The organism is Neobacillus sp. DZ-9, from assembly GCF_059587065.1.
The window spans coordinates 51,732-74,446 of sequence record NZ_JCAIOL010000011.1 but is presented as its reverse complement, the minus strand read 5'-3'; the positions used below and the strand labels follow the sequence as shown (position 1 = coordinate 74,446).

At 44.8% G+C, this 22,715-nt stretch carries 13 protein-coding genes; all 13 read left to right on the top strand.

The genetic code is table 11. From position 1 onward, the window contains the following. Nucleotides 1–29 precede the first annotated feature (29 nt). The gene (locus AC59HZ_RS25145) at nt 30–3,035 is read left to right on the top strand and encodes an endo-beta-N-acetylglucosaminidase (RefSeq protein ID WP_496548495.1); all 3,006 of its coding nucleotides are present in this window, start codon (nt 30–32) and stop codon (nt 3,033–3,035) included. 200 nt (nt 3,036–3,235) lie between these two features. After that, the gene (locus AC59HZ_RS25140) at nt 3,236–5,941 is read left to right on the top strand and encodes an alpha-mannosidase (protein WP_496548494.1); all 2,706 of its coding nucleotides are present in this window, start codon (nt 3,236–3,238) and stop codon (nt 5,939–5,941) included. A gap of 11 nt (nt 5,942–5,952) precedes the next feature. Next, complete coding sequence (locus AC59HZ_RS25135) at nt 5,953–7,272, top strand: glycoside hydrolase family 125 protein (protein WP_496548493.1); 1,320 nt, start codon at nt 5,953–5,955, stop codon at nt 7,270–7,272. A gap of 28 nt (nt 7,273–7,300) precedes the next feature. Further along, nucleotides 7,301–7,912: a YesL family protein gene (locus AC59HZ_RS25130; protein WP_496548492.1), complete on the top strand. Its 612-nt coding sequence runs from the start codon at nt 7,301–7,303 to the stop codon at nt 7,910–7,912. A gap of 245 nt (nt 7,913–8,157) precedes the next feature. After that, on the top strand, nt 8,158–10,038 hold the full coding sequence (locus AC59HZ_RS25125; protein WP_496548491.1) for a beta-N-acetylhexosaminidase: 1,881 nt from the start codon (nt 8,158–8,160) through the stop codon (nt 10,036–10,038). A gap of 25 nt (nt 10,039–10,063) precedes the next feature. Further along, on the top strand, nt 10,064–13,174 hold the full coding sequence (locus AC59HZ_RS25120; RefSeq protein ID WP_496548490.1) for an alpha-mannosidase: 3,111 nt from the start codon (nt 10,064–10,066) through the stop codon (nt 13,172–13,174). A gap of 86 nt (nt 13,175–13,260) precedes the next feature. Next, complete coding sequence (locus AC59HZ_RS25115) at nt 13,261–13,758, top strand: PRD domain-containing protein (RefSeq protein WP_496548489.1); 498 nt, start codon at nt 13,261–13,263, stop codon at nt 13,756–13,758. Nucleotides 13,759–13,931: 173 nt separating this feature from the next. Beyond that, nucleotides 13,932–14,069: a hypothetical protein gene (locus AC59HZ_RS25110; protein ID WP_496548488.1), complete on the top strand. Its 138-nt coding sequence runs from the start codon at nt 13,932–13,934 to the stop codon at nt 14,067–14,069. Then, nucleotides 14,056–16,368, top strand: coding sequence for a glycoside hydrolase family 84 protein (locus AC59HZ_RS25105; protein ID WP_496548487.1), 2,313 nt, complete (start codon nt 14,056–14,058; stop codon nt 16,366–16,368). The genes AC59HZ_RS25110 and AC59HZ_RS25105 overlap by 14 nt, the downstream gene beginning before the upstream one ends. Before the next feature lie 68 nt (nt 16,369–16,436). Next, nucleotides 16,437–19,010 (top strand): glycoside hydrolase family 84 protein, encoded by a 2,574-nt coding sequence (locus tag AC59HZ_RS25100; RefSeq protein WP_496548486.1) that lies wholly within the window; start codon nt 16,437–16,439, stop codon nt 19,008–19,010. Nucleotides 19,011–19,218: 208 nt separating this feature from the next. Continuing rightward, nucleotides 19,219–20,148, top strand: coding sequence for an ABC transporter permease (locus AC59HZ_RS25095; protein WP_496548485.1), 930 nt, complete (start codon nt 19,219–19,221; stop codon nt 20,146–20,148). Nucleotides 20,149–20,307: 159 nt separating this feature from the next. Continuing rightward, a complete protein-coding gene (locus tag AC59HZ_RS25090) occupies nt 20,308–21,186 on the top strand; it encodes a carbohydrate ABC transporter permease (RefSeq protein ID WP_496548603.1) in 879 nt (292 codons plus the stop codon). A 23-nt stretch (nt 21,187–21,209) separates the two neighbouring features. After that, nucleotides 21,210–22,667 carry an ABC transporter substrate-binding protein gene (locus AC59HZ_RS25085; protein ID WP_496548484.1) on the top strand — a complete coding sequence of 486 codons (1,458 nt, stop codon included), beginning with the start codon at nt 21,210–21,212 and terminating at the stop codon, nt 22,665–22,667. The last annotated feature ends 48 nt before the right edge of the window (nt 22,668–22,715 follow it).

Genomic DNA, 22,715 nt, shown 5'->3' with positions numbered 1-22,715 from the left:
CCAGTGGCTTAACTAAGAGGAGGAGCGAGATGAGGAGAAATAGAAGCAAGTTGTTCGGCCGCATTTTATCTGTATCGGCGGCTTTCATGTTACTCGGTTCACTGGGTGTCCCCGGGGCAAAAGCCGCCGTTAATGGGGACGGGACGGACATCGTCAATGAGAATTATGCGGACAGGCTCAGTCTAAAGCCGCTGGCACCGGCCTTCAGGGTTGAAACACTTCTGAACTGGTCGCCTGAAAACGACCCGGATGCTGAAATAAACCGTGCCAGCATTCCGTTAAACAAAAATCGCTTTAAAGGTTCCCAGGTGAATCCGCTGGCCAATCCTAAGGCTGGCATCACCTCTGCTGCGATTACGAACTGGAATCATGATGAGGCTAGCTCTGTCGGAAGCAATGATTTTAATGTATACGCTTTTGATAACTGGCAATTACTAGATTCCTATATTTACTGGTCAGGAACCAATGAAGGGATTTTTGCCATTCCTACACCGGATATCGTCGATGCCGCCCACCGGAATGGGGTGCCTGTTTATGCCACGCTTGGTTTCCCATGGGGCAGCTCAGCTGAGGGAGTCAAAGAAATCGAAAAGTTCACACAACAGAAACAGGATGGAAGTTTCCCAGTCGCCGACAAGATGATGGAGGTAGCGAAATACTTTGGCTTTGACGGCTATTTTTTCAATCAGGAAACGTCTGGTGTCAGCAAGGCAACAGCCGAACGCATGAATGAAATGATGCGCTATATTAAACGAAATTCCAACCTGAATGTCAGTTGGTATGACGCCCAGGACAATACGGGAGCCATCAACTATCAGGATTCCATCAACAGCAAAAATGACATGTATGTGAAACCGGCAGAAGATGGGAAATATGCCGTGGATGAGTTCTTCTTAAACTATAACTGGACAACCAGTAAGATTAACACGACCGTAGAGACGATGAAAGGCCATAACCGCAGCCCTTTTGATGCCTATGCCGGTTTTGAAATTCAACAGAATTCCTATAATACCAAAATTAATACCGATGCACTGCTGGATGAAAAGAAACAGCCAAAGGTGTCGATTGCTCTTTATGCTCCAAACTCGACAATGGGATTAGCGGCTGACCCAGCTGACTTCCATGAAAAGGAAAAGAATTTATGGACAGGACCGCAGGGCGATCCTACCCTTGCCAATGATTCGGCTGCTTGGAAAGGGATGGCGCGTTTTGTCACGGATGCATCTGTTATTCAGTCGAAGCCTTTTACAACAAACTTTAACAGCGGCCATGGAAAACAATACTTTGTGAACGGAAAAACTGCCAGCGGCCTTGAGTGGAATAACCGTTCCATCCAAGATATCATGCCGACCTGGCGCTGGTGGATCCGAGGTGAAGGCAGCAAAATCAAGGTTTCCTATGATTTTGATAAAGCCTATAACGGAGGCAATTCGCTGAAATTCAGCGGTGCGCTCGAAGCGGGCTCTGTCAATGACACGATGCTGTACAGCTCCAAACTTCCGATTACGGACACAACCAAGGTCCGTGTTGTTTATCAAAACCAATCGGGGGCGGATATGTCATTGGGTGTGGCCTATAGTGAAGACTATGCACAAAGCAACATGAAATATTATCCGCTGCCTAAGTCGGGTGATGGCTGGCAGACAGCAGTTGTCGACCTTGGAAAGGATGCCGGGAAAACAGCCTATGCGCTAAGTTTGAAAGTCAACAACGCTGAAAAAATGGAAAACTACTCGATTCATTTAGGTGAGCTGTCCGTCTATGATGCCGCAGCAGCCATGCTTACGAAACCTGCTGATGTGAAAATTATGGAAAATATGCCAAAAACAGCCTTTGAGGCGGAAGCCCGCCTAAGCTGGTCCGAGCAGAAGAATGTCTTGCATTATGAGGTTTATCAGGAGAATGCTGATGGTGTGGACACACTATTGGGCGTTACACCGAATAACTATTTCTATACACCAAATATTACGAGAACGATTGAAAATGCTTCGGCCGATAACATCACGAAACTGAAAGTGGTGCCGGTCAATCAGGATTATGTACGCGGTCAAGCCGCCACCATTTCTTTTGATTGGAGCATGGGGACGGATGCAACAGAGATCGAGAAAAACCCTACTTCGCCGAATGTGGCGTTAAAGGCCAAGGTAACCTCTGTCTCCGCGGAAAATGCGGCAGAACCAGCTTCTAAAGCACTGGACGGAACATCTCTCGCAAATAGTAAGTGGTGCGCAACCAATATGAAAACCGGTTATATGACGATTGATATCGGTGAGGAGAAAACCATCCGCCGCTGGCGTGTGGAGCATGCAGAATTTGGCGGGGAAGCCAATAACATGAACACCGTGGATTTTGAGCTGCTTTATAAAAATCAAAACGGCCAATGGGTCAGCGCCAAACGGATCACCAATAATACGAAAGCTGTGACAGATGTGGTGTTAGATCAGCCTGTTACGGCAAGGGAATTCAAACTGCAGATTTATAATAGCGGTACTTCCCCTTGGGGTGCGATCCGTATTTATGATTGGCAGATGTTTGAAAGTGCTGCCTTGCCAAGAACAGAAAATGTGATGATGCATTTTGTAAAGGCGGAAAACAACGCAGGAGCTGAAGATAAGGTAACGATTGAAAGAGTGAAAAAAGGTCAAACGGTTCGATTATATAAATCCTTAGATGCGAAGGATATTCTGGCAGAAAAGAAGGCTGACCAAGATGGAACGATTGCCTTTGAACAGCTGGATTTCGGTTCTGAGGCCGGAAGAATCTATTATTCCGTCCAGCAGGAGGATGAAAGAGAAAGCCTAAGATATAGTACCGCTTACTTGAATGAAAAGGTAACGGAAGTCATTCGTCAAATCCATGCACTTCCTGATGTGGATCAATTGACGTTATCTGATAAGCATCGTGTCAACGACTGCAAAGTGGCCTACAACAAGCTTCAACCAACCTTAAGAAGCCAGGTTACAAACTATGACCGTCTAGTTCAATTAATGGATCGGATGGAGGAATTAAAAAAGGATTTTAATAATGGAAATTAAATAAGAAAAGGGGGCAGACCACATTGCAGGAAAGCAATAAGGTCTGCCCCCATTTTTCATGAACTATTTTTAGATACACTGTAAAATCCATAGGACTTACTAGCAATCTATTGCTCGAAAATCCTGGCTTGTTAAAATGAAATCAAAGAAAATGATAGCGTTTTCGTAAAACTGAAATAAAGGAAAGCGGGTAAAATTCAATGAAAAAAACTGCACATATTATCTCCCATTCCCACTGGGACAGGGAATGGTACTTGCCTTTTGAACAGCACCGTTACTATTTTATAAAGCTGATGAATGATTTGATCGACCAGTTCAAAAAAGAAGGAAATGCCTTTCAAGCGTTCCATCTCGATGGCCAGACCGTTCTTTTGGAGGATTATTTTGCCGTTCATCCGGAAAACCGGGAGATTGTCAAACAATTAATCGATGAGAAAAAGCTGCATATCGGACCGTGGTATGTGCTCCAGGATGCTTTTTTAACAAGCTCTGAAGCCAATGTTCGGAACCTGCAAATCGGTTTACATGATGCCAAAGCCTATGGGCATGTATCAAAAATTGGCTACTTTCCTGACACTTTCGGCATTTATGGGCAGGCGCCCCAGCTTTTAAAGCAAGCGGGGATTGATACGGCGGCCTTCGGAAGAGGTGTCAAACCGACCGGCTTTAATAACACGGTTTCAGATTCTCCTGATTATGAATCTCCTTATTCCGAGATGATCTGGAAATCACCGGACGGTTCGAATGTATTGGGCATTCTTTTTGCCAATTGGTACTCGAACGGAAATGAAATCCCAGTGGACGAAGCGGAAGCGAAGAAATTCTGGGATGTAAAGCTCCGCGATGCCGAAAAGTACGCGTCCACCAATCAGTTATTGTTTATGAATGGATGTGACCACCAGCCGCTGCAAAAAACGATTCCGCAGGCGATTGAAACGGCAGCTAGTTTGTATCCTGATTACACCTTTAAGCATTCCAGTTTTGATGAATATACAGAGGCGTTAAAAGAAGCACTTCCTGAGAAGCTCCAGGTCATTGAAGGCGAATTGCGCAATCAACGGACCGATGGCTGGTCGACGCTTGTTAATACCGCATCCAGCCGGATTTATTTGAAGCAATGGAACAACCACTGTCAAACCCTTTTGGAAAAAATCGCCGAGCCGCTCGCGAGCATGGCCTTTTTAGCAGGCGGGGCTTACCCGAGGGAATATCTCCGCTTTATGTGGAAGTCATTGATGAAAAATCACCCGCATGACAGCATTTGCGGCTGCAGCGTGGATGAGGTGCACCGCGAAATGGTGACTCGCTTTGAAACGGTTTCGCAAATGGGAGAGGTGTTTGTATCGGAGCAGGCATCGGAGCTTGCCGGTAAAATTAATACATTGGGTGCACCGGAGGGCGGAATTCCTCTTGTTGTCATGAATACAACGGGGTGGAACAAAGACGAAGTCGTCACGAAAACAGTCGATCTGGAAAAGGTGTATTTTTCCCAAATGCATTTTGAAGAAATTCCAATATATTTACAGGATAAAGATCTGCCGGCCTACAGGCTGGTCGATCAAGCCGGCCATACCATTGAATGTCACCTCGAAAGCCCGGTGGTTGAGTTTGGCTATGATTTACCGGATGACAAATTCCGCCAGCCGTTTTTTGCTAAGCGGGCTAAGCTTTCCTTCTTTGCAGAAACTATCCCTGCATTCGGCTACAAGACCTTCTATCTTATTCCGCAGGAACAGCCGGACGGGCAGCGTCCAGAACAAGCGGCGGATGGCGGCATGGAGATGGAAAATGAATATGTTCACCTTCTGTTTCATGAGGATGGCACCTATGATTTAACGAATAAAGCAACCGGCAAGACCTTCCATCGCCTCGGCATTTACGAGGACACGGGGGATGTCGGGAATGAATATATGTTCAAGGAAGCAAAAGGACAGGAGCCGATTACGACAAAGGATGTGCCGGCCGTATTCCGTTTCATTGAAAAATCACCGCTTCGAACCGAGCTTGAATTTACGCATACCTTAACCATTCCGGTTTCAGCAGACGACCGATTGGCTATCGAAAGGAACCGCTTGATTTGGCATAAGGAAAGGGAAGCAGGCAGATCGGACGAAACGACGACCATCACGCTGCGCACGGTTGCGACTCTCGAAAAAGGAATGAAGGGTCCGGCTTTCAAGCTGACCATTGACAATCAAGCAACAGACCACCGCCTTCGTGTCCTTTTCCAAACAGGATTGCAGACGGAAACACACCAGGCAGACAGTATTTTTGAGATTGTGACACGCCCGAATACACCGGAAAAGGAATGGGAAAATCCAAGCTTCTGTCATCATCAGCAGCGCTTCGCCAGCATTAAGGGTGACGAGATGGGCTTAACCGTGGCCACGGACGGTCTTCAGGAATATGAAATCCTGCCAGCGGATGGAACGATTGCCCTCACCGTACTTCGTTCGGTTGCCGAACTTGGCGACTGGGGCTACTTCCCGACACCGGAGGCCCAGTGCATCGGGATTCAAACAGCCGAGTGGCAAGTGCTCATGCATGAAAAAGATGTGATTGCGTCAAAAGCATTTGTGGAGGCTTATCAATATAAAGTTCCCCTTCAGGTTATTCAGACAAGTGCCCATGAAGGGACATTGCCAGCTGACCATCAGTTGGTGAACTGGGAGTCCGAGGGCCTTGCGTGGTCATCGATGAAAGTGGCGGAAGAATGTGATGACGTGATGATTCGCTGGTTCAATCCGGCGCCAACTAGTAAAAGTCTTACGGCAGCCATCCCCGCCCAGCCGGATATTACATCTTACAAGAGTACGATACTTGAAGAACAAACCAATGATTCTAGCGATCAGTATGAAGTCGCTGGCTATGAAATTATCACACTAGGTTTTCAAAATAAGCGATAGGAGAGGGAAAGATGACAGCAGTAATTCCAGAATCGATGCAAAAATTGATCCAACATGTGAAGGAAAGCTTTCCTGGGGACGAAAAATTACACCATATGTTCGAGCAATGCTTTGTTAATACGTATACAACGACACTGAAAAAGCTGGAAGACGGAAAAACATTTGTTGTAACCGGCGACATTCCGGCGATGTGGTTAAGAGACTCAGCGGCACAAGTGCGCCCCTATTTGCTGGCTGCAGAGGAGGATGAAGAGCTGGCCGAATTACTCGAAGGAGTGATTCGCCAGCAATTCGCCTTTATCCTGCAAGACCCTTATGCCAATGCGTTTAATGAAACGGAGAATGGCAGGGGCCATCAGGCCGATCTTACCGACATGACCCCCCATATTTGGGAACGGAAATACGAAATTGACTCGTTATGCTATCCGATCCAGCTTGCTTATCTGTTTTGGAAGTCAACTGGTCGTACAGCTTATATAAAAGAAACGCTCCAAGAAGTGCTGGAGACGATCATTCATGTTTGGAGAACGGAGCAGGATCATGAAAGCAAGTCTCCTTACCGCTTTGAACGGGCCGATGTGCGCCAGTCCGATACATTGATCCGCGAAGGAAAAGGAGGGCGTGTGATTCCGACCGGAATGACCTGGAGTGCCTTTCGCCCAAGTGATGATGCCTGCACTTACGGATACCTTGTTCCGGCGAATATGTTTGCCGTTGTCGTGTTAGGGTATGCGGCTGAAATGTGTGATGATGTGTTAAAGGATTCTTCCTTAAAAGAAGAGTGCTTAAAGCTTCGTGAGGAAATCAGGCAGGGGATTGAACAATATGCGAAATTGGACCACCCGATTTACGGTGATATGTATGTCTATGAAACCGATGGGGAAGGCCGTGTAAATCTAATGGATGACGCCAATGTTCCAAGTTTGCTTGCAGCCCCGTATTTAGGGTACCAGCCATTTGATGATGCGACGTATCTCAATACACGAAATTTCCTTTTGAGCAGGGATAATCCCTATTATTACGAGGGTAAATATGCCAATGGCATCGGCAGCCCGCATACACCGGACCACTATATTTGGCATATTGCTCTTGCCATCCAGGGGATGACTGCGGTTAGTGAAGGAGAAAAACAGCAAATTTTGGCTTATTTTAAAAACACCGATGGCGGTACGGATTTTATGCACGAAGGCTTTAACGCCGACTGTCCGGAGGAATTTACTAGAGACTGGTTCGCGTGGGCCAACACGATGTTCAGTGAATTCGTGCTAAGTTTAACCGGTAAAGCCGTCAAAGGAAGTCCGCTTTATCATCATTTGATGAAAAATAACTAGTTTAGTTCATTGGAAAGGGTGGTGCCGTATGAAAAATGGTTCATGGATGATTGTTGTTTGTGAATGGATATGGAGGGCAATCTCCGCAAATTTATGCTGGATTGCCTTTACCGCCTTGGGACTCGGGGTATTTGGCTTTTTCCCGGCAACGGTTGCCCTGTTTACAATCGTCCGTAAATGGCTGAGAAAAGATACCGATGTGCCTGTTTGGAAGACGTTTAAGCAAGTGTATTTCAAAGAATGGAAGAGAAGCAATGGAATAGGCCTTGTGTTTTACAGCATCGGCCTTTTTCTTTTTATCGATATCAGGATTACAGAAAGCTTTATGTCAGGGGTTTTTGCCAGCTTTCTTTCGATTATCCTTTATATTCTGGTGATCATCCTATTATTGGCTGTCGGCCATTTCTTTGCCGTCTATGTCCATTATGAGCTTTCCAGTAAGGAATATATTAAACAGTCCTTTCTCATCACCTTAACGGGGCTGCCTTCCACCATCTGGATTGGTGCCGGATTTTTTGTAATTGGCTACCTGATCAATCAGGTTCCCGGTCTCATCCCGTTTATTTCTGCGGTTGCTCCTGCTTATTGGATGATGAAGGTTTGTCTCAATAGATTTGCTCGTTTAGAAAGGCTCTGTTAGAGGTAAAATTGTAGCTATTTCCGATTCGCTGATAAAATTGTGAAATTCGCTGATAAATGCTCCGGATTCGCTGATAAAATCAAAAATTCGCTGATAAAAGGTGAAAATCCGCTGATAAATCTATCAAACTAGTTTTTCTGGTGTAAAAATACAATTTTATTTCGCGATTTTGTATGTAAAAGCCACCAAGTTAACAAAAAATATGAACCAGATTGGAATTTCGAAGAAAAACAGGGGGAATACAAGTGGAACTGTACTTAAAGGGGGATACATCTGCTGTCGCAGATGGTCTCGAGCTTGTATCAAAACGGTTAAATGTTCAACTTTCTACTGATGGATATCCAATTCAAGTGAAATACCATCAAGGGCCGTTAAGGGCAGTGAATAAAAACGGCCAGGGAGAAATTTCCTTCCAAAAGCCGGTTCATTTTTTCCGGGCGATTGGATTGTGGCTGGAGAACTTTCAAAAAAACAGCGAATTCGATATAACCGAGAATCCACAGTTTATCATGAGTGGTGTGATGCTGGATGCATCACGAAATGCGGTTCCCACCGTTGCGGACGTAGAGAAGCTTCTGCAGCACATGGCCGTTATGGGACTAGACACCCTGATGCTTTATACGGAGGATACGTACGAGGTAAAGGAATATCCTTACTTTGGATATATGCGCGGAAGATATACATTTGAGGAACTCAAAACATGTGATGAATATGCCGAAAAGCTCGGGATTGAAATGATCCCTTGCATACAAACCCTGGGCCACTTGCGGGAAGCCCTGAAATGGAATTATGCCGCAGGATTCAAAGACACAGATGATATCTTGCTTGTGGATGAGCCACAAACATATGAGTTTTTAGAGAGCTGTCTAAAAGCGGCCTCTGAGCCATTTCGGACCAAACGGATTCATATCGGCATGGACGAGACGTTCCAGCTTGGTCTAGGAAAATATTTGGAGAAGCATGGCTATGAGAACCATATTGATCTCATGAACCGGCATCTCCAAAAGGTGGTCTCCATTACCGATAAGCTGGGGCTTAAACCGATGATTTGGAGTGATATGTACTTCCCGCTGTTTGCCGAAAACAGCCCTTATAAGGATGAAAACGGCAGCATCCGTGAGGATATTCTTGAAGGGATTCCGGATGTCGAGCTTGTTTATTGGAACTATTACCGGAAAGAACAAGAAGTGTATGAACGAGATTTCCAAAACCATAAGCTGCTCGGATCCACGCCGATTTTTGCCGGCGGGGCTTGGACATGGAATGGACTTGCGCCGAATTATGGCAAGGCGATTGCAACAACAGAAGCGGCACTGGCTGCCTGTAAACAGGAAGGAATCGGCGAAATTTTTGTAACATTGTGGGGGGATAACGGAGCAGAAACGCCGTTTGCGACTGCTTACCCGATCATGCAATTATTTGCCGAGCACACTTACCAGAAGGAAGTGTCCATTGAAAAGGTGGCCGAGCGTTTTGAATTTTGCGGTGATGGGCATTTTGCCGATTTTATGAATCTGAAATTATTGGATGAAACACCGGGTGTCATGGAAGATAACATGAATACCTCGATGACATCGAAAGTGCTGCTTTACCAAGATAGTTTAATAGGCTTATATGATGAGAATGTCCGCGGCCTTTCTTTAGGGGAGCATTATCAGCAGCTAGTGCCCGTATTTGAAAAAGCCAAACAGGAGAATCCAGCATGGGAAGCCTTGTTTGATTTATATGAACAGCTGGCGAGGGTGCTGGCTGATAAAGCGGAAATTGGCATCAAGATTCTAGCGGCGTATCAGAACAACGATCATGAACAAATGAAATCTATTCTTATGATTTTGGATCGAATCCAAGTGAATGTGGATCTTTTAAGGCAAAAGCACCGAGACGTCTGGTTTGCAGCGTACAAACCATTTGGCTGGGAAGTGGTCGATATTCGTTATGGCGGCGTCATTACCCGGATTGATTCCGTCAAATACCGGATTCAGGAGTGGCTCGAGGGAAGGATTCCTCGGATGGAGGAATTGGAAGAAAAGCGGTTGCGCCATGATGGGCCATGGGAAATCGTGGAGGGGCTGATTGGCGGTAATGTCTATCATCGGATCGTCACGGCAGGCAACTTTTCATTGTAAAAACTAGTCATAATGAGGTGAAAACATGTTCTTAACGGAAAGAAAATTTGAAGAACGTATCAGGGAATTAGAGGGTTACCGGTACCGGGACCTTAAGGGAATTCAGCAATTTTTCGCCCAGGAGGATGATGGTGCGATTGGTGCCTATCCACCGGCTGCGTATGATGAACAAAAGGTGATGAAAATCGGCGACTACTGGAAAGGCCGCGATCGCTATATTTGGCTTCATGCCGAGATCGATACTCATTTACCGAATGCCGATCAGCCAATTGTCGGTCTATTCTCGTTCGGAAAAACGGGCGGGGGCAATAATTCAGGCTTTGAGTCCCTGCTGTATGTCAATGGCAGACCCTATCAGGGTGTCGATTCCAACCATGAGGAAGTACTCTTCGATGACCAAACGGCCAAGGGGCCGATGCGCTTGGATTTCAGGCTCTGGTCAGGACTTGAGGGTGGAGGAGTTCCGATAGAAAATGAATTTAAACTGGAAATGGCCGCGATCGGCTGGCTGGATCGCCGGGTAGATAATCTATATTACACCCTATTAGCTGCTTATGAAGTGATAAAAGAAACAAGTGAGTCGGACTCTGCCTATACCATTTTGAAAAAGTTGATTTCGGATGCCCTTCATTTGATTAATTGGACCGAGCCAGGCAGCCCGGAATTTTATCAGTCCTGTTATGCGGTGGAGGAAAGCCTTACAGAGGCGATTCAGTCCTTCACCAAAACATCAGACATCACCATTCACACTGTCGGCCATACCCATATTGATGTGGCTTGGCTTTGGCGGTTAAAAAATACACGGGAGAAGTCTGCTCGTTCTTTTTCAACGGTCTTGCATTTAATGAAGCAATTCCCTGAATATTTATTCTTGCAAACACAGCCTCAGCTCTATGACTATATCAAAACGGATTATCCTGAGATTTACGCTCAAATTAAGGAAAGAGTGGCAGAAGGCAAATGGGAAGCTGGCGGAGCGATGTGGCTTGAGTCGGACTGCAATATTCCGAGCGGCGAATCGCTTGTCCGCCAAATCCTGCACGGGAAGAACTTTTTTAAAGAAGAGTTTGGCGTCGATTGCGAGTACCTATGGCTTCCGGATGTGTTCGGCTACAGCTGGGCGCTGCCGCAGATCTTAACAAAATCGGGCATCAAAACAATGATGACGACCAAAATCAGCTGGAATCAGTATAACCGGATGCCGCATGATACCTTTTACTGGAAAGGTATCGATGGTTCCGAGATTTTAACGCATTTTATTACGACGCCGGAGCCATGGAATTCTCCGGACTCTTGGTTCTATACGTATAATGGCTATATTACCGCGAAAACGGTGAATGGCGCTTGGAAGGGCTACCGTGATAAGGAGTTATCGAAAGATTTGCTTCTTTCCTATGGATATGGTGATGGCGGCGGCGGTGTCAATCGGCATATGCTTGAAATGCGCCGCAGATTTGATGCGCTGCCAGGGATGCCGAAGGTAAAAACGTCGACAGCCGGGGAATTTTTTAACAAGCTTCACGAAAATGTTTCCGGATCGGATGGCTATATTCATAAATGGGATGGCGAGCTTTACCTCGAGTACCACCGGGGCACCTATACAAGCCAGGCGTTTATGAAGCAGATGAATCGAAAATTGGAGCTGCTATACCGGCGGGCTGAATTCCTCACTTCATGGCTTTCTGAAAACGGCCAATGGATGGGAGATGACGAGCTGAAAAATGGCTGGAAAATTATTTTGCGCAACCAATTCCATGATATTATTCCTGGTTCCTCCATCCATGAAGTGTATGAGGATGCCAAAGAAGAATACAAGGAAGCGCACGAGCTAGTCCGAAACGTGGAATCCCGCATCATTGAACACGGAGTCGAACAGGATGACCGCTCTGTCGTACTCTTTCATGCGACCCACCACCAAGGTAAGAAAAATGTGGCGGTCCAGCAATTTGCCGATTTTGCCGGAGGTGTTTGGAAAAACAGCAAGGGAGAAATCTTACCCCATCAAAAACGGGATAACGGCTGGCTGATTGAGGTCGACAACCTTCCATCCTTTGGGGCCAAGACGTTATATTTTGAGCCGGCGGCAGCCGTTCGGGAAACGAAAGCGAATTTCAGCTATCAGGACCGGAAACTGGAAACGCCGTATTACCTTGTTGAATGGAATGAATTTGGCCAAATGACGTCCCTCTTTGATAAGGAAGCAGGACGAGAGGTTCTCGCGGGGAATCAAAAGGGGAATATCCTGCAAATTTTCGAAGATAAGCCGCTTGCCCATGATGCTTGGGATATCGATCTCTTTTATCAAGAAAAAATGGAAGAAATCCGTGATTTAGTCAGATTTGAAGTCGTGGAAAATGGAGAATTGACGTTTACGATTCTTGCCAAGTGGACGTATCACCATTCTGAAATCTCCCAGCGGATTGTTTTTTATCAAAATGACCGCCGCATTGATTTTGAAACAACGGTAGACTGGCATGAAAAGAGAAAACTGCTGAAGGCCGCTTTCCCAGTGGATATCCGCACCACTGAGGCCACGTATGATATTCAATATGGAAATGTGAAGCGCCCGACTCATTGGAATACAAGCTGGGATATGGCCAAATTTGAAACAGTCGGCCATCAGTGGGCCGATCTGTCAGAGCCGGACTATGGGGTAAGCTTACTGAACGATTCCAAATATGGCTACGACATTAAAGAAAATATCATGCGGATCACCTTATTAAAATCAGCGATTCATCCTGATCCACAAGCAGATCAAGGAACCCATTCGTTCGTTTATTCGCTTTACCCGCATATCGGGGAATGGCGCAAAGCGAAGACGGTAGAGACAGCGTGGGATTTGAACGATCCTGTTGTGGCTTTCGAAGGGAAATGGGCAAAGGAAGAGTCTTTCCTCGAAATGGATTCGGATCATGTTTGGATTGATTCCATTAAACCAGCTTATGATGGCAATGGGATCATTATCCGCCTTCATGAATATGAAGGACGCAGGGGCAAGGTTTCTCTCGATGTTCTAAAAGGCATCACCTCATGGGTGGAGACGAATTTAATGGAAGAACCTATCGGAGTTGAATCTGCATCGCCGATTGAGGTTGAAATCAAACCGTATGAGATTAAGACTTTTCGAGTTTTATAGGTTTGGAAATCCGAGAGCAGGATGTTATAACGGTTTCTTCTATGTAACGGGCTCTAATTGTCAATGACTGTTTAAGGAGGTGTCTTATGAGGTTAAAGAAAATTCTGAATAATAATGCTGTATTAGTAACCGATTGCGATGGAGAGAAGGTCGCGTTTGGGGCTGGAATTTCGTATGGAAAGAAGAAAAATGATCTGATTCATTTTCAGAAGGTTGAAAAGCTGTTTGTATTGAAGGAAAATGAAAAGCTGCAACAACTCTTGAGTCGTATTCCAGAAGAACACTTTATTATTTCAGAAGAGATTATCTCCTATGCAGAACAATACCTTGGCACCAAACTGAGTGAGCACATTCATATCTCCTTAACTGATCATGTGTCATATACAATCGATCGCATAAAGCAAGGCATTCATTTAAAAAACGAATTATTAAATGAAATAAAAATCTTATATTGCAAAGAATATGAAATTGGTCTTTGGGCAATAAACCGAATTAAGGAAAAGTGTAATATTGAAGTGACCGTTGATGAAGCCGCTTATATAGCTCTCCATATCCATACAATGAGACTTCAAGAAGACGAGTAATATTCATTCCACTCAATAATTTATATATATTTCCTTATTTTTGAAAAATAGGATTTTTGACCCTATGAACCTTATACACTATTGTCTATAATGCCCCATATAGGGCTAATAACGATTTCGCATGTTACTGACACGATCAGGCAGGGCGACGCTTTGTAAGGAGGACTTCCTCCTTGCTTGGTGTTGTCCTGCTTTTTTTTGTCGAAGCGATGGAAGCGGTTACTAATAAACCGGAACATCTTGAAATACGAGATTCGTCCCTAAGAATTCAAAATGATAGAAGAAGAGGTGGCAAAGGTGGCAAAAAGTAAAGCATTCAAGGCGGTTGTTTCAGCCTGTTTGGTATCAGGGTTATTGGTTCCGCTGAATATTCCAGCAGCAGGGAAAGCAAAGGCAAGTGAAACCTACGAAATGACTGTATCCCCCATACCGAAATCGTTAGAACAAACAGACAAAGGTTTCCCACTGAATCCAAAAGTAGGATTGGTTACTGAAAAAGGAACCGATCCTGCGGCGATTGCTGAATTGAAGCAAGCCCTAAAGGAGGCAGGTGTTACCACCATTCTGGAGAGTGATATCAAGACCCCTAAGCTCCAGGCACCCGTCATCATTTGGCTAGGGGAATTCTCCGACCCGGACGAGCTGAAAACCATTCAGCAGCACACTGGCCTCTCGGATTTGGAAATGACAAAAAAGGAGGGGTATATTGTCGCCACCAAGCAGGGCACAAAGGATAAAAAGCATATCGTTATTTCCGGACATGATGACGCAGGGACGTATTACGGGACCCAAACCTTCGAACAAATCATGGTCGAACGGAAAGGAACTGATTGGATTCCTGAGGTGGAAATTAAGGACTGGCCTACGATGCCGATCAGGGGCTCAATTGAAGGCTTTTATGGTGCGCCATGGTCACACGAGGATCGCTTGCGTCAGATCGCATTTTACGGTGAGCATAAGATGAACAGCTATATTTATGCTCCGAAGGATGACCCTTACCACCGGGAAAAATGGAAAGAGCCGTATCCTGCGGATAAGATAGCGGAGCTTGCCGAACTTGTACGGACCGCACAAGAAAACCATGTCACCTTTACATTCGCAATTTCGCCGGGGAATACAATCACCTATTCCAGTGATTCGGACCTGAAGGCATTGATCCAAAAGGCCCAAGCCATGTGGGATATCGGCGTGAGATCGTTTGCCTTATACCTTGATGATATTGACCCGAGCCTCCATTCCCCTGAAGACAGGGCGATGTTTGGCGGAGATCCGAACCCGCCGGCAGCGGCACAGGCGTATCTATTAAATCGATTTAACGAAGAATTTATTAAAAAACACAACGGTGCGGAGCGCTTAATCACGGTGCCGACAGACTATTATCAGGCGGGAACCACTCCTTACCGTGAACGTTTTGCTGACCTGGTTCAGTCTGATATTATTGTTCAATGGACAGGAATTGGTGTCGTTGCTCCTACGATTACGTCACAGGATGCCGATAAAATTCATGGCATATTTAAACACGATTTATTGATTTGGGATAACTACCCGGTGAATGACTTTGATCGAAATCGCTTGTTCCTGGCGCCGCTGACCGGACGGGATTCGAATTTAACGCCTGAACATGGTGTGGTTGGCTTAACGGCTAATCCAATGAATGAGGCAGAAGCTTCAAAAATTCCACTGTTTACCGTTGCCGATTATACGTGGAACCCTGAAGCCTATGACCCGAATGATTCGCTGAAGCGAAGTCTGAAGGAATTTGCCGGAGCAGCCTATGAACCTCTAAAACTCTTTGTGGAAGCCTCGTATGCTACGAGTCTCAATAACAACCGGGAGCCGGTTTCGGAAAGAGTAAAGCCGCTAATCGAGCAATTTTGGCTGGCAGAGGAAGCAAAGGACAGTCAGGCAGTTTCCGTGGCTGGCAAAGCCTTGGTACAGGAATTTGGCAAGTTGGAGCAGGCTGCTAGGCAGCTGCGGGAGCAGGTGGATAATCCGAACTTCTTGAAGGAGGTCGCCGGGTATTTAAATAAGCTGGCGCTATACGGACAAGCTGGTGAGGCGGCTGTTAACATGGTGCTGGCAGAGCAGAGTGGGGATACGGCTAAGGCTGCTGCAAATCGCTTGGTGCTTCAGCAATCGATGACATCGATAAATGAAATCCCGCAGAAGCTGAGTATCGGTGTGGTTCCGACCTTCCTAGAGCGGGCACTTAACGGGAAAAATATAGCGGAAGGGAAAAAAGCTGACGCTTCTTCAAGTGAGGTCAGTTGGCTGACGCCAGACCTTGCCGTAGACGGGAACAACAATACTAGATGGGCATCCTTGTACACTGATAATCAATGGCTCAGCGTCGATCTCGGACAAGTTTATTCCATTGATAAAGTGAAATTAAACTGGGAAGCTGCCTATGGAAAACAATATAAAATCCAAGTGTCAAAGGACGGAAGTCAGTGGACAGATGTTTACACAGAGTTAAACAGCAACGGAGGAACCGATGAAATTCAGTTCCCTTCCGTCGAAGCTCGATACGTTAAAATGCAGGGCATCAAACGTTCAGGTGGCTGGGGCTACTCTCTGTACGAATTCAGTGTCTATGCATCACAAAACTAAGATATGGCAACGTAGGGGACGGTTCAAGAACCGTCCTTGCTGGAAGCGATTTGAGGAGGATAAACAGAATGTCTTTTTTCAAACATGGAAAACAGGTGTTAGCGGCCTGTGTTACGCTCGGGCTGTGTACTTTGCCGCCGCTTCAATATGGAACCGGACAGGCATCGGCGGCAAGCAGAGGAGCCCTTGCCCTGAATCCAACACCGCAGGAGCTAAAATTAGCGGATAAAGGGTTTCCGCTGACACCAAATGTCGGAATTGTGGTAGATAAGAAAACGGATGAACAGGCCATCAACGAAGTTGTGGAAGCATTGGAAGTTGCAGACGTAAAACAGATTGTCCGTATTCATGCCGGGGAGAAAGTGACAACCCCTGTTACCATCTGGATTGGCGGGCCTTCAGAAAATAAGGATTCAGCCGCTGTCTTGGATCAAATGGAAGTGGAAGGACCTGAATCATTAAAGGATGAGGGATATGTACTGGTATCCCAGCAAAAAGGAAAGAAACAGATTGTTCTTGCCGGGAAGGACAAGGCGGGAACGTATTATGCAGCCAAAACTTTCAAACACTTGATTCAAAAGAAGGAAGGAAGAGATTGGATTCCCGAGGCAGAAATTCATGACTGGCCGGAAATGCCGATTCGTGGCTCGATCGAAGGGTTCTATGGCCCGCCATGGACTCATGAGGACAGAATCTCCCAGCTGGAATTTTACGGAGAAAATAAACTGAATACGTATATTTACGCTCCGAAAGATGATCCTTATCATCGCGAGAACTGGCGTGATCCCTACCCGGAGGCAGAATTAGCGGAAATTACCGAGCTTATTGATAAGGCCAAAGAGAATCATGTGAAATTCACCTTCTCACTGTCTCCTGGTCAATCCATCTGCTATTCTGGTGATCAAGATTTCGCATTGTTAAAAAAGAAGATGGAAACGATGTGGGACTTGGGTGTCCGCTCCTATGCGATTTTCCTAGATGATATAGCTTTGAACTTAAACTGCCAGGAAGATCGGGAAAAATTTGCAGGAGATGCGAATCCGGTTGCGGCTGCACATGCTTATCTGTTAAACCGTTTTACAGAAGAATTTATCCATACCCATGAGGGGGCCGAGCGGTTGATTACCGTTCCAACGGATTATTCCGGAAACGGGCCATCTCCTTACCGTGAACGATTTGCTGAACTACTCGACAAGGATACGGTTGTTATGTGGACAGGTCAAAAGGTTGTGTCAGAGCAGGTCGCTGCCAAAGAAGCGGATGAGGTTCACGGAGTATTTAAACACGAAATGTTATTATGGGACAATTACCCAGTAAACGACTATGACCGGAATAGCTTGTTCCTCGGTCCCATAGTAGGACGCGATGCTGATTTATCCAAGCATGGAGTTGCCGGGTTAACGGCAAATCCAATGAACGAAGCCGAAGCTTCCAAAATACCTTTGTACACGATTGCGGATTATACATGGAACCCGGCGGCCTATGACCCAATCGATTCATGGAAGCGCAGTATTCAATCCTTTGGTGGAGAAGCTGCAGAAACGTTAAAAACCGTCGGGGAAAATATGTATTCTTCACCGATTAATACGACAGAGTCCCTTACCTTAAAGCCATTGATCGATGCGTTCTGGAAGGCGTATGCGGCAGGGGATGCTAATCAGGCAGCAGACCAATTAATTGCTGAATTTAAAAAGTTACAACAGGCTCCGGCTAAACTTCAGCAGGAAATGGACAATAAAAAGTTCCTTCAGGAAATTGAGCCTTATTTGGAAAAATTAACTATCTATGGCAAGGCGGGAGAAACGGCTGTTCAATATGTGATGGCAGAGAAAAATGGCCAGACCGACCAGGCTGCTGCCTATAGGGAACAGCTGATTACCTTGTTCAATCAATCCGAGCAGATCCCTCAAAAGGTGGGGCAAGGTGTCATCAAACCATTCTTAGTTAAAAGTGCCTTAGTGGTACCGCCATTAGAACTTACGCTGCAGCCGGTCATTGATCAGTTCTGGAAAGCGTATGATGGCGAGGGTGGCAGCCAAGAAGCCGAGCAGTTAATTACTGAATTTAAAGAGCTGCAGCAAATTCCAGAAACTATTCGAAAAGCCATTGATAATGAAGCCTTTTTAACTGCCATTGATCCTTACCTCCAGAATCTTACCGTCTATGGTGAAGCTGGGGAAGTTGCTGTTCACTATTTAATGGCTGACAAAAACGGACAGGCCGATGAAGCTAATTCGTATAAAGTTACCTTAAAAACCTTAATGATGCAGGCGTATCAACAACCGCAAGAAATTGGAAGAGAGGTTATTAAGCCGTTCTTAATCGATAGCATGTGGAGAGACCTTGACGTGGTCGATTATCGAATGTTAGATGGGGTAAATAAATCCCGTGGAGCTGGCCAGCTGATTCAGTATACGCCTGTCTATGGAGAGACGACCCGAACAAACCAATGGGGATATGAAATCACTGTAGAAGATGGGAAAGTGGTTAAAAGAGGTGGGAATAATTCTGCCATTCCGAAAAACGGATATGTCCTAAGCATTCACGCAAATGACTGGCTGCGAGACAATACCACGATCGGAACATCCATTCAAATCGAAAACGGTGTCGTTTTGGTTATATCCCCAGAAAAGACAAACTAAGACTTTTCGAGTTTTATAGGACAAAACTGAACCGACTGGGCCACTCCAGTCGGTTATTCTCTTTTGTTGACTTTTTTCGCCTAATAGGTTGTAAGATTCTAAGATTTTTGCACTTAATCCCAAATTAGTCAACTATAATTAGCTCGCTTTTCCCTTTAAAATAAAGGTATGGAAGTGCTTACATAACATTCGGGGGGGGAGGAGAAATATGAAAAGGATATTAAGCGATCTCTATAAAAATCGAGTTTGGCTGTTTATGGTGTTACCAGGAACAATTTGGCTGCTTCTATTTTCGTATTTGCCGATGTTTGGACAGGTATTGGCCTTTAAAAAGTTCCGAATTGATCCCGATGGATTTTTTGCCAGCGTCATGAATAGTGAATGGGTTGGCTTTGACAACTTCAAATATTTATTCAGTACAAATGATGCATGGATCATTACCAGAAATACCATCCTCTACAATCTTGTCTTTATCGTATTAGGGCTGGTAACGGCGGTTGCAACAGCCGTCTTGCTCAGTGAGTTAATCAATAAGAGGCTATCTAAGGTTTACCAAACTTCTATCTTGTTCCCGCATTTTATTTCATGGGTTATCGGCAGTTACTTTGTCTTCACTTTCTTAAGTACGGAACACGGTTTGTTAAATCATATTCTTGGCTGGTTCCATATCGACCCTATTTCGTGGTATAGCGAATCGAAATATTGGCCATTTATTCTCGTATTCATGAGCATGTGGAAAGGCGTTGGTTACGGCAGTATCGTTTACTTAGCCTCCATCGTCGGAATTGACCGGACGTATTATGAGGCAGCGATGATTGATGGCGCCTCAAAATGGAAGCAGATTAAACATGTTACCCTGCCAATGCTTAAGCCATTAATGATTATCCTGACCATCATGAATATTGGCCGGATATTCAACTCGGATTTCGGATTGTTTTATCAAGTGCCAAGAGATTCGGGAGCTCTATATGGAGTCACAAATGTAATTGACACATTCGTCTACCGTGGTCTTATGAATCTGGGGGATATCGGCATGAGTACGGCAGCAGGTCTTTATCAGTCAGCTGTTGGATTTACCCTCGTTATCATTACCAACTACATTGTCCGCAAAGTGGATGAGGAAAGTGCCTTGTTTTAAGGTCCATTTCTTGACGAAAGGAGGAAAAGTCGCCCGGCGGCTAATGATATGCCAAAATTAGAACAAACCCAATCAACGCTTCTTATTCAAAAACCAGTAGAAGAAATAAAAGAGGGGAAGGTTAAGATCACCAGGAAGAAGTACCGGGACCCTCAACATATGCATCCGGCTGCCAATGCCATTATTAGTGTGCTGCTTGGGATTCTCGCATTTACGTGTATTTTTCCGTTTATCTATGTCATAATCATTTCGTTTACAAGTGAGGAAAGTATCGTCAGGAACGGTTTTCAATTAATCCCGAAGGAATGGAGCTTGGATGCTTATCATTATCTCTGGGGTATGAAGGATTCCTTTTTCCGCTCCTATGGTGTCACGATTTTTATTACGATTATCGGTACCATGATTAGTGTGTTCATGATTACCTTTTATGCCTACGCGATTTCAAGACCGCAATTTAAGTATCGAAAATTTTTCACATTCTTGGCATTCTTTACGATGCTTTTCAGCGGCGGACTGGTGCCGACTTACATCGTTGTCACCCAGTTCCTGCATTTGAAAAATTCCGTTTGGGCACTGATCCTGCCCCTTGCGATGAATGCTTTTTACATTATCATCATGAGAACCTTTTTCCTAAAGTCTGTTTCTGAATCGATTTTGGAATCGGCTAGAATCGATGGGGCAAGCGAATGGAGAATCTTCTTCCAAATCATCTTCCCGCTTTCCTTACCGGGAATTGCCACAATCGCTTTGTTTAGTACACTGGGTTATTGGAATGACTGGTTTACAGCCTTGCTTTATATTGATAACCCTAATCTGGTGCCGCTTCAAGCTTTACTCATGAAAATAGAGGCAAATCTTGAATTTATGAGAAAAAATATGGATGTCGCCATGATGCAGACAAGTTTATTTGATACCATCCCGCAAGAATCGGCCAAAATGGCCATGGTTGTAATCGCCACCTTGCCAATTGCAGTCTCCTATCCGTTTTTCCAAAAGTACTTTATTAGCGGACTGACGATTGGCGGCGTTAAAGAATAATCAATAGAAAGAGGAGAAGAGGAATGAAGAAAAAGAAGTTAGGCATTATTCTCGCATCCGTTCTGGCAGCGGGTACCCTGCTATCTGCCTGCACCAGCAAAGACAGTTCCACATCCGCAAAAGACGGTAAAAATGGCCAGCCTTATGAAATTAAATGGTACACCATTGGAACTCCGCAAAAAGATACTGAAAAAGTCTTTGCAGAAGTCAACAAGTACACAAAGAAAAAAATCAATGCCACAGTAAAAATGACCCAAATTGACTGGGGTGATTGGGATCAAAAATCACAGGTGATGATCAATTCAGGGGAACCCTTTGATATCATCTTTACGAATGGTACGTCTTACGTTCAAAATGCCCAAAAAGGTGCATTTAAGGACATTGACGGTATGTTAGGAAAAGAAGGCAAAGAGCTTAAAGAGAAACTTAATCCGGCTCTTTTAGAAGGAATTAAGGTTAATGGAAAAATTTATGGTGTTCCGACTAATAAAGAGGCAGCAAGACAATCGGTTTATACCTTTAATAAACGCCTTGTAGACAAATACCACTTTGATCTTTCAAAAGTAAAAACCTTGGAAGACCTTGAGCCGATGCTAAAAACGATTAAAGAGAATGAACCTGGTGTCACTCCAATGGCTACATTCAAGGCCTATCTGCCATACGATTATATCTTTAATAATGAAATGCCATTTGCCTTTGCTATGGAAGGCGATAGAGACCATGTGATTAATCAATTTGAATCTGATTTAACGATGAAAACCTATAAAACTATGCATAAATTTTATAAGGCTGGATTTCTTAAAGAAGATGCAGCGACAAGTAAAGACAGCTGGCCAATGGATGTAGAAAATTGGTTTGTCCGCATGGGTGATTCTCAGCCATATGCTGATTTATTATGGTCTCGCGCGGCTAAGTATGATGTTGTTTCCGTTCCGGCTGAAGATCCGATTACCATTAATGATTCTGTATCCGGTTCCATTCAGGCCATCTCAGCCACTTCCAAGAATCCTGAGAAAGCAATGGAATTCCTGACACTGCTTAACACTGACCCATACCTCCGTAACCTTGTTGACAAAGGTATCGAAGGCGTTCATTACGAAAAAAATGACGATGGAACGATTAAAGACCTTCCAGCACGTATCGATCGTTATAATGTTCCATCTTATTCACTTGGAAATTTCTTTGTTTTGGATTTGTATGAAAATGATCCTAAAGATAAATGGGATAAATTTGAAGAGTTTAACAAATCGGCCAAAACAGCCCCAACCCTTGGTTTCCATTTTAACAGCGACTCAGTAAGATCTGAGCTTGCAGCGATTACGAATATTTCAAAAGAATTCTATCCGGCATTGGCAACAGGTTCTGTTGACCCTGAAGAGTACTTGCCAAAATATAATAAGAAGTTAAAAGAAGCTGGAATTGACAAAGTCTTAAAAGAAATTCAGAAGCAATTTGACGAATGGAAGAGCAAGCAAAAATAATAACAAAAAGTCAAGCTGGGTGGAAAATCTCAGCTTGATTTTATTTAA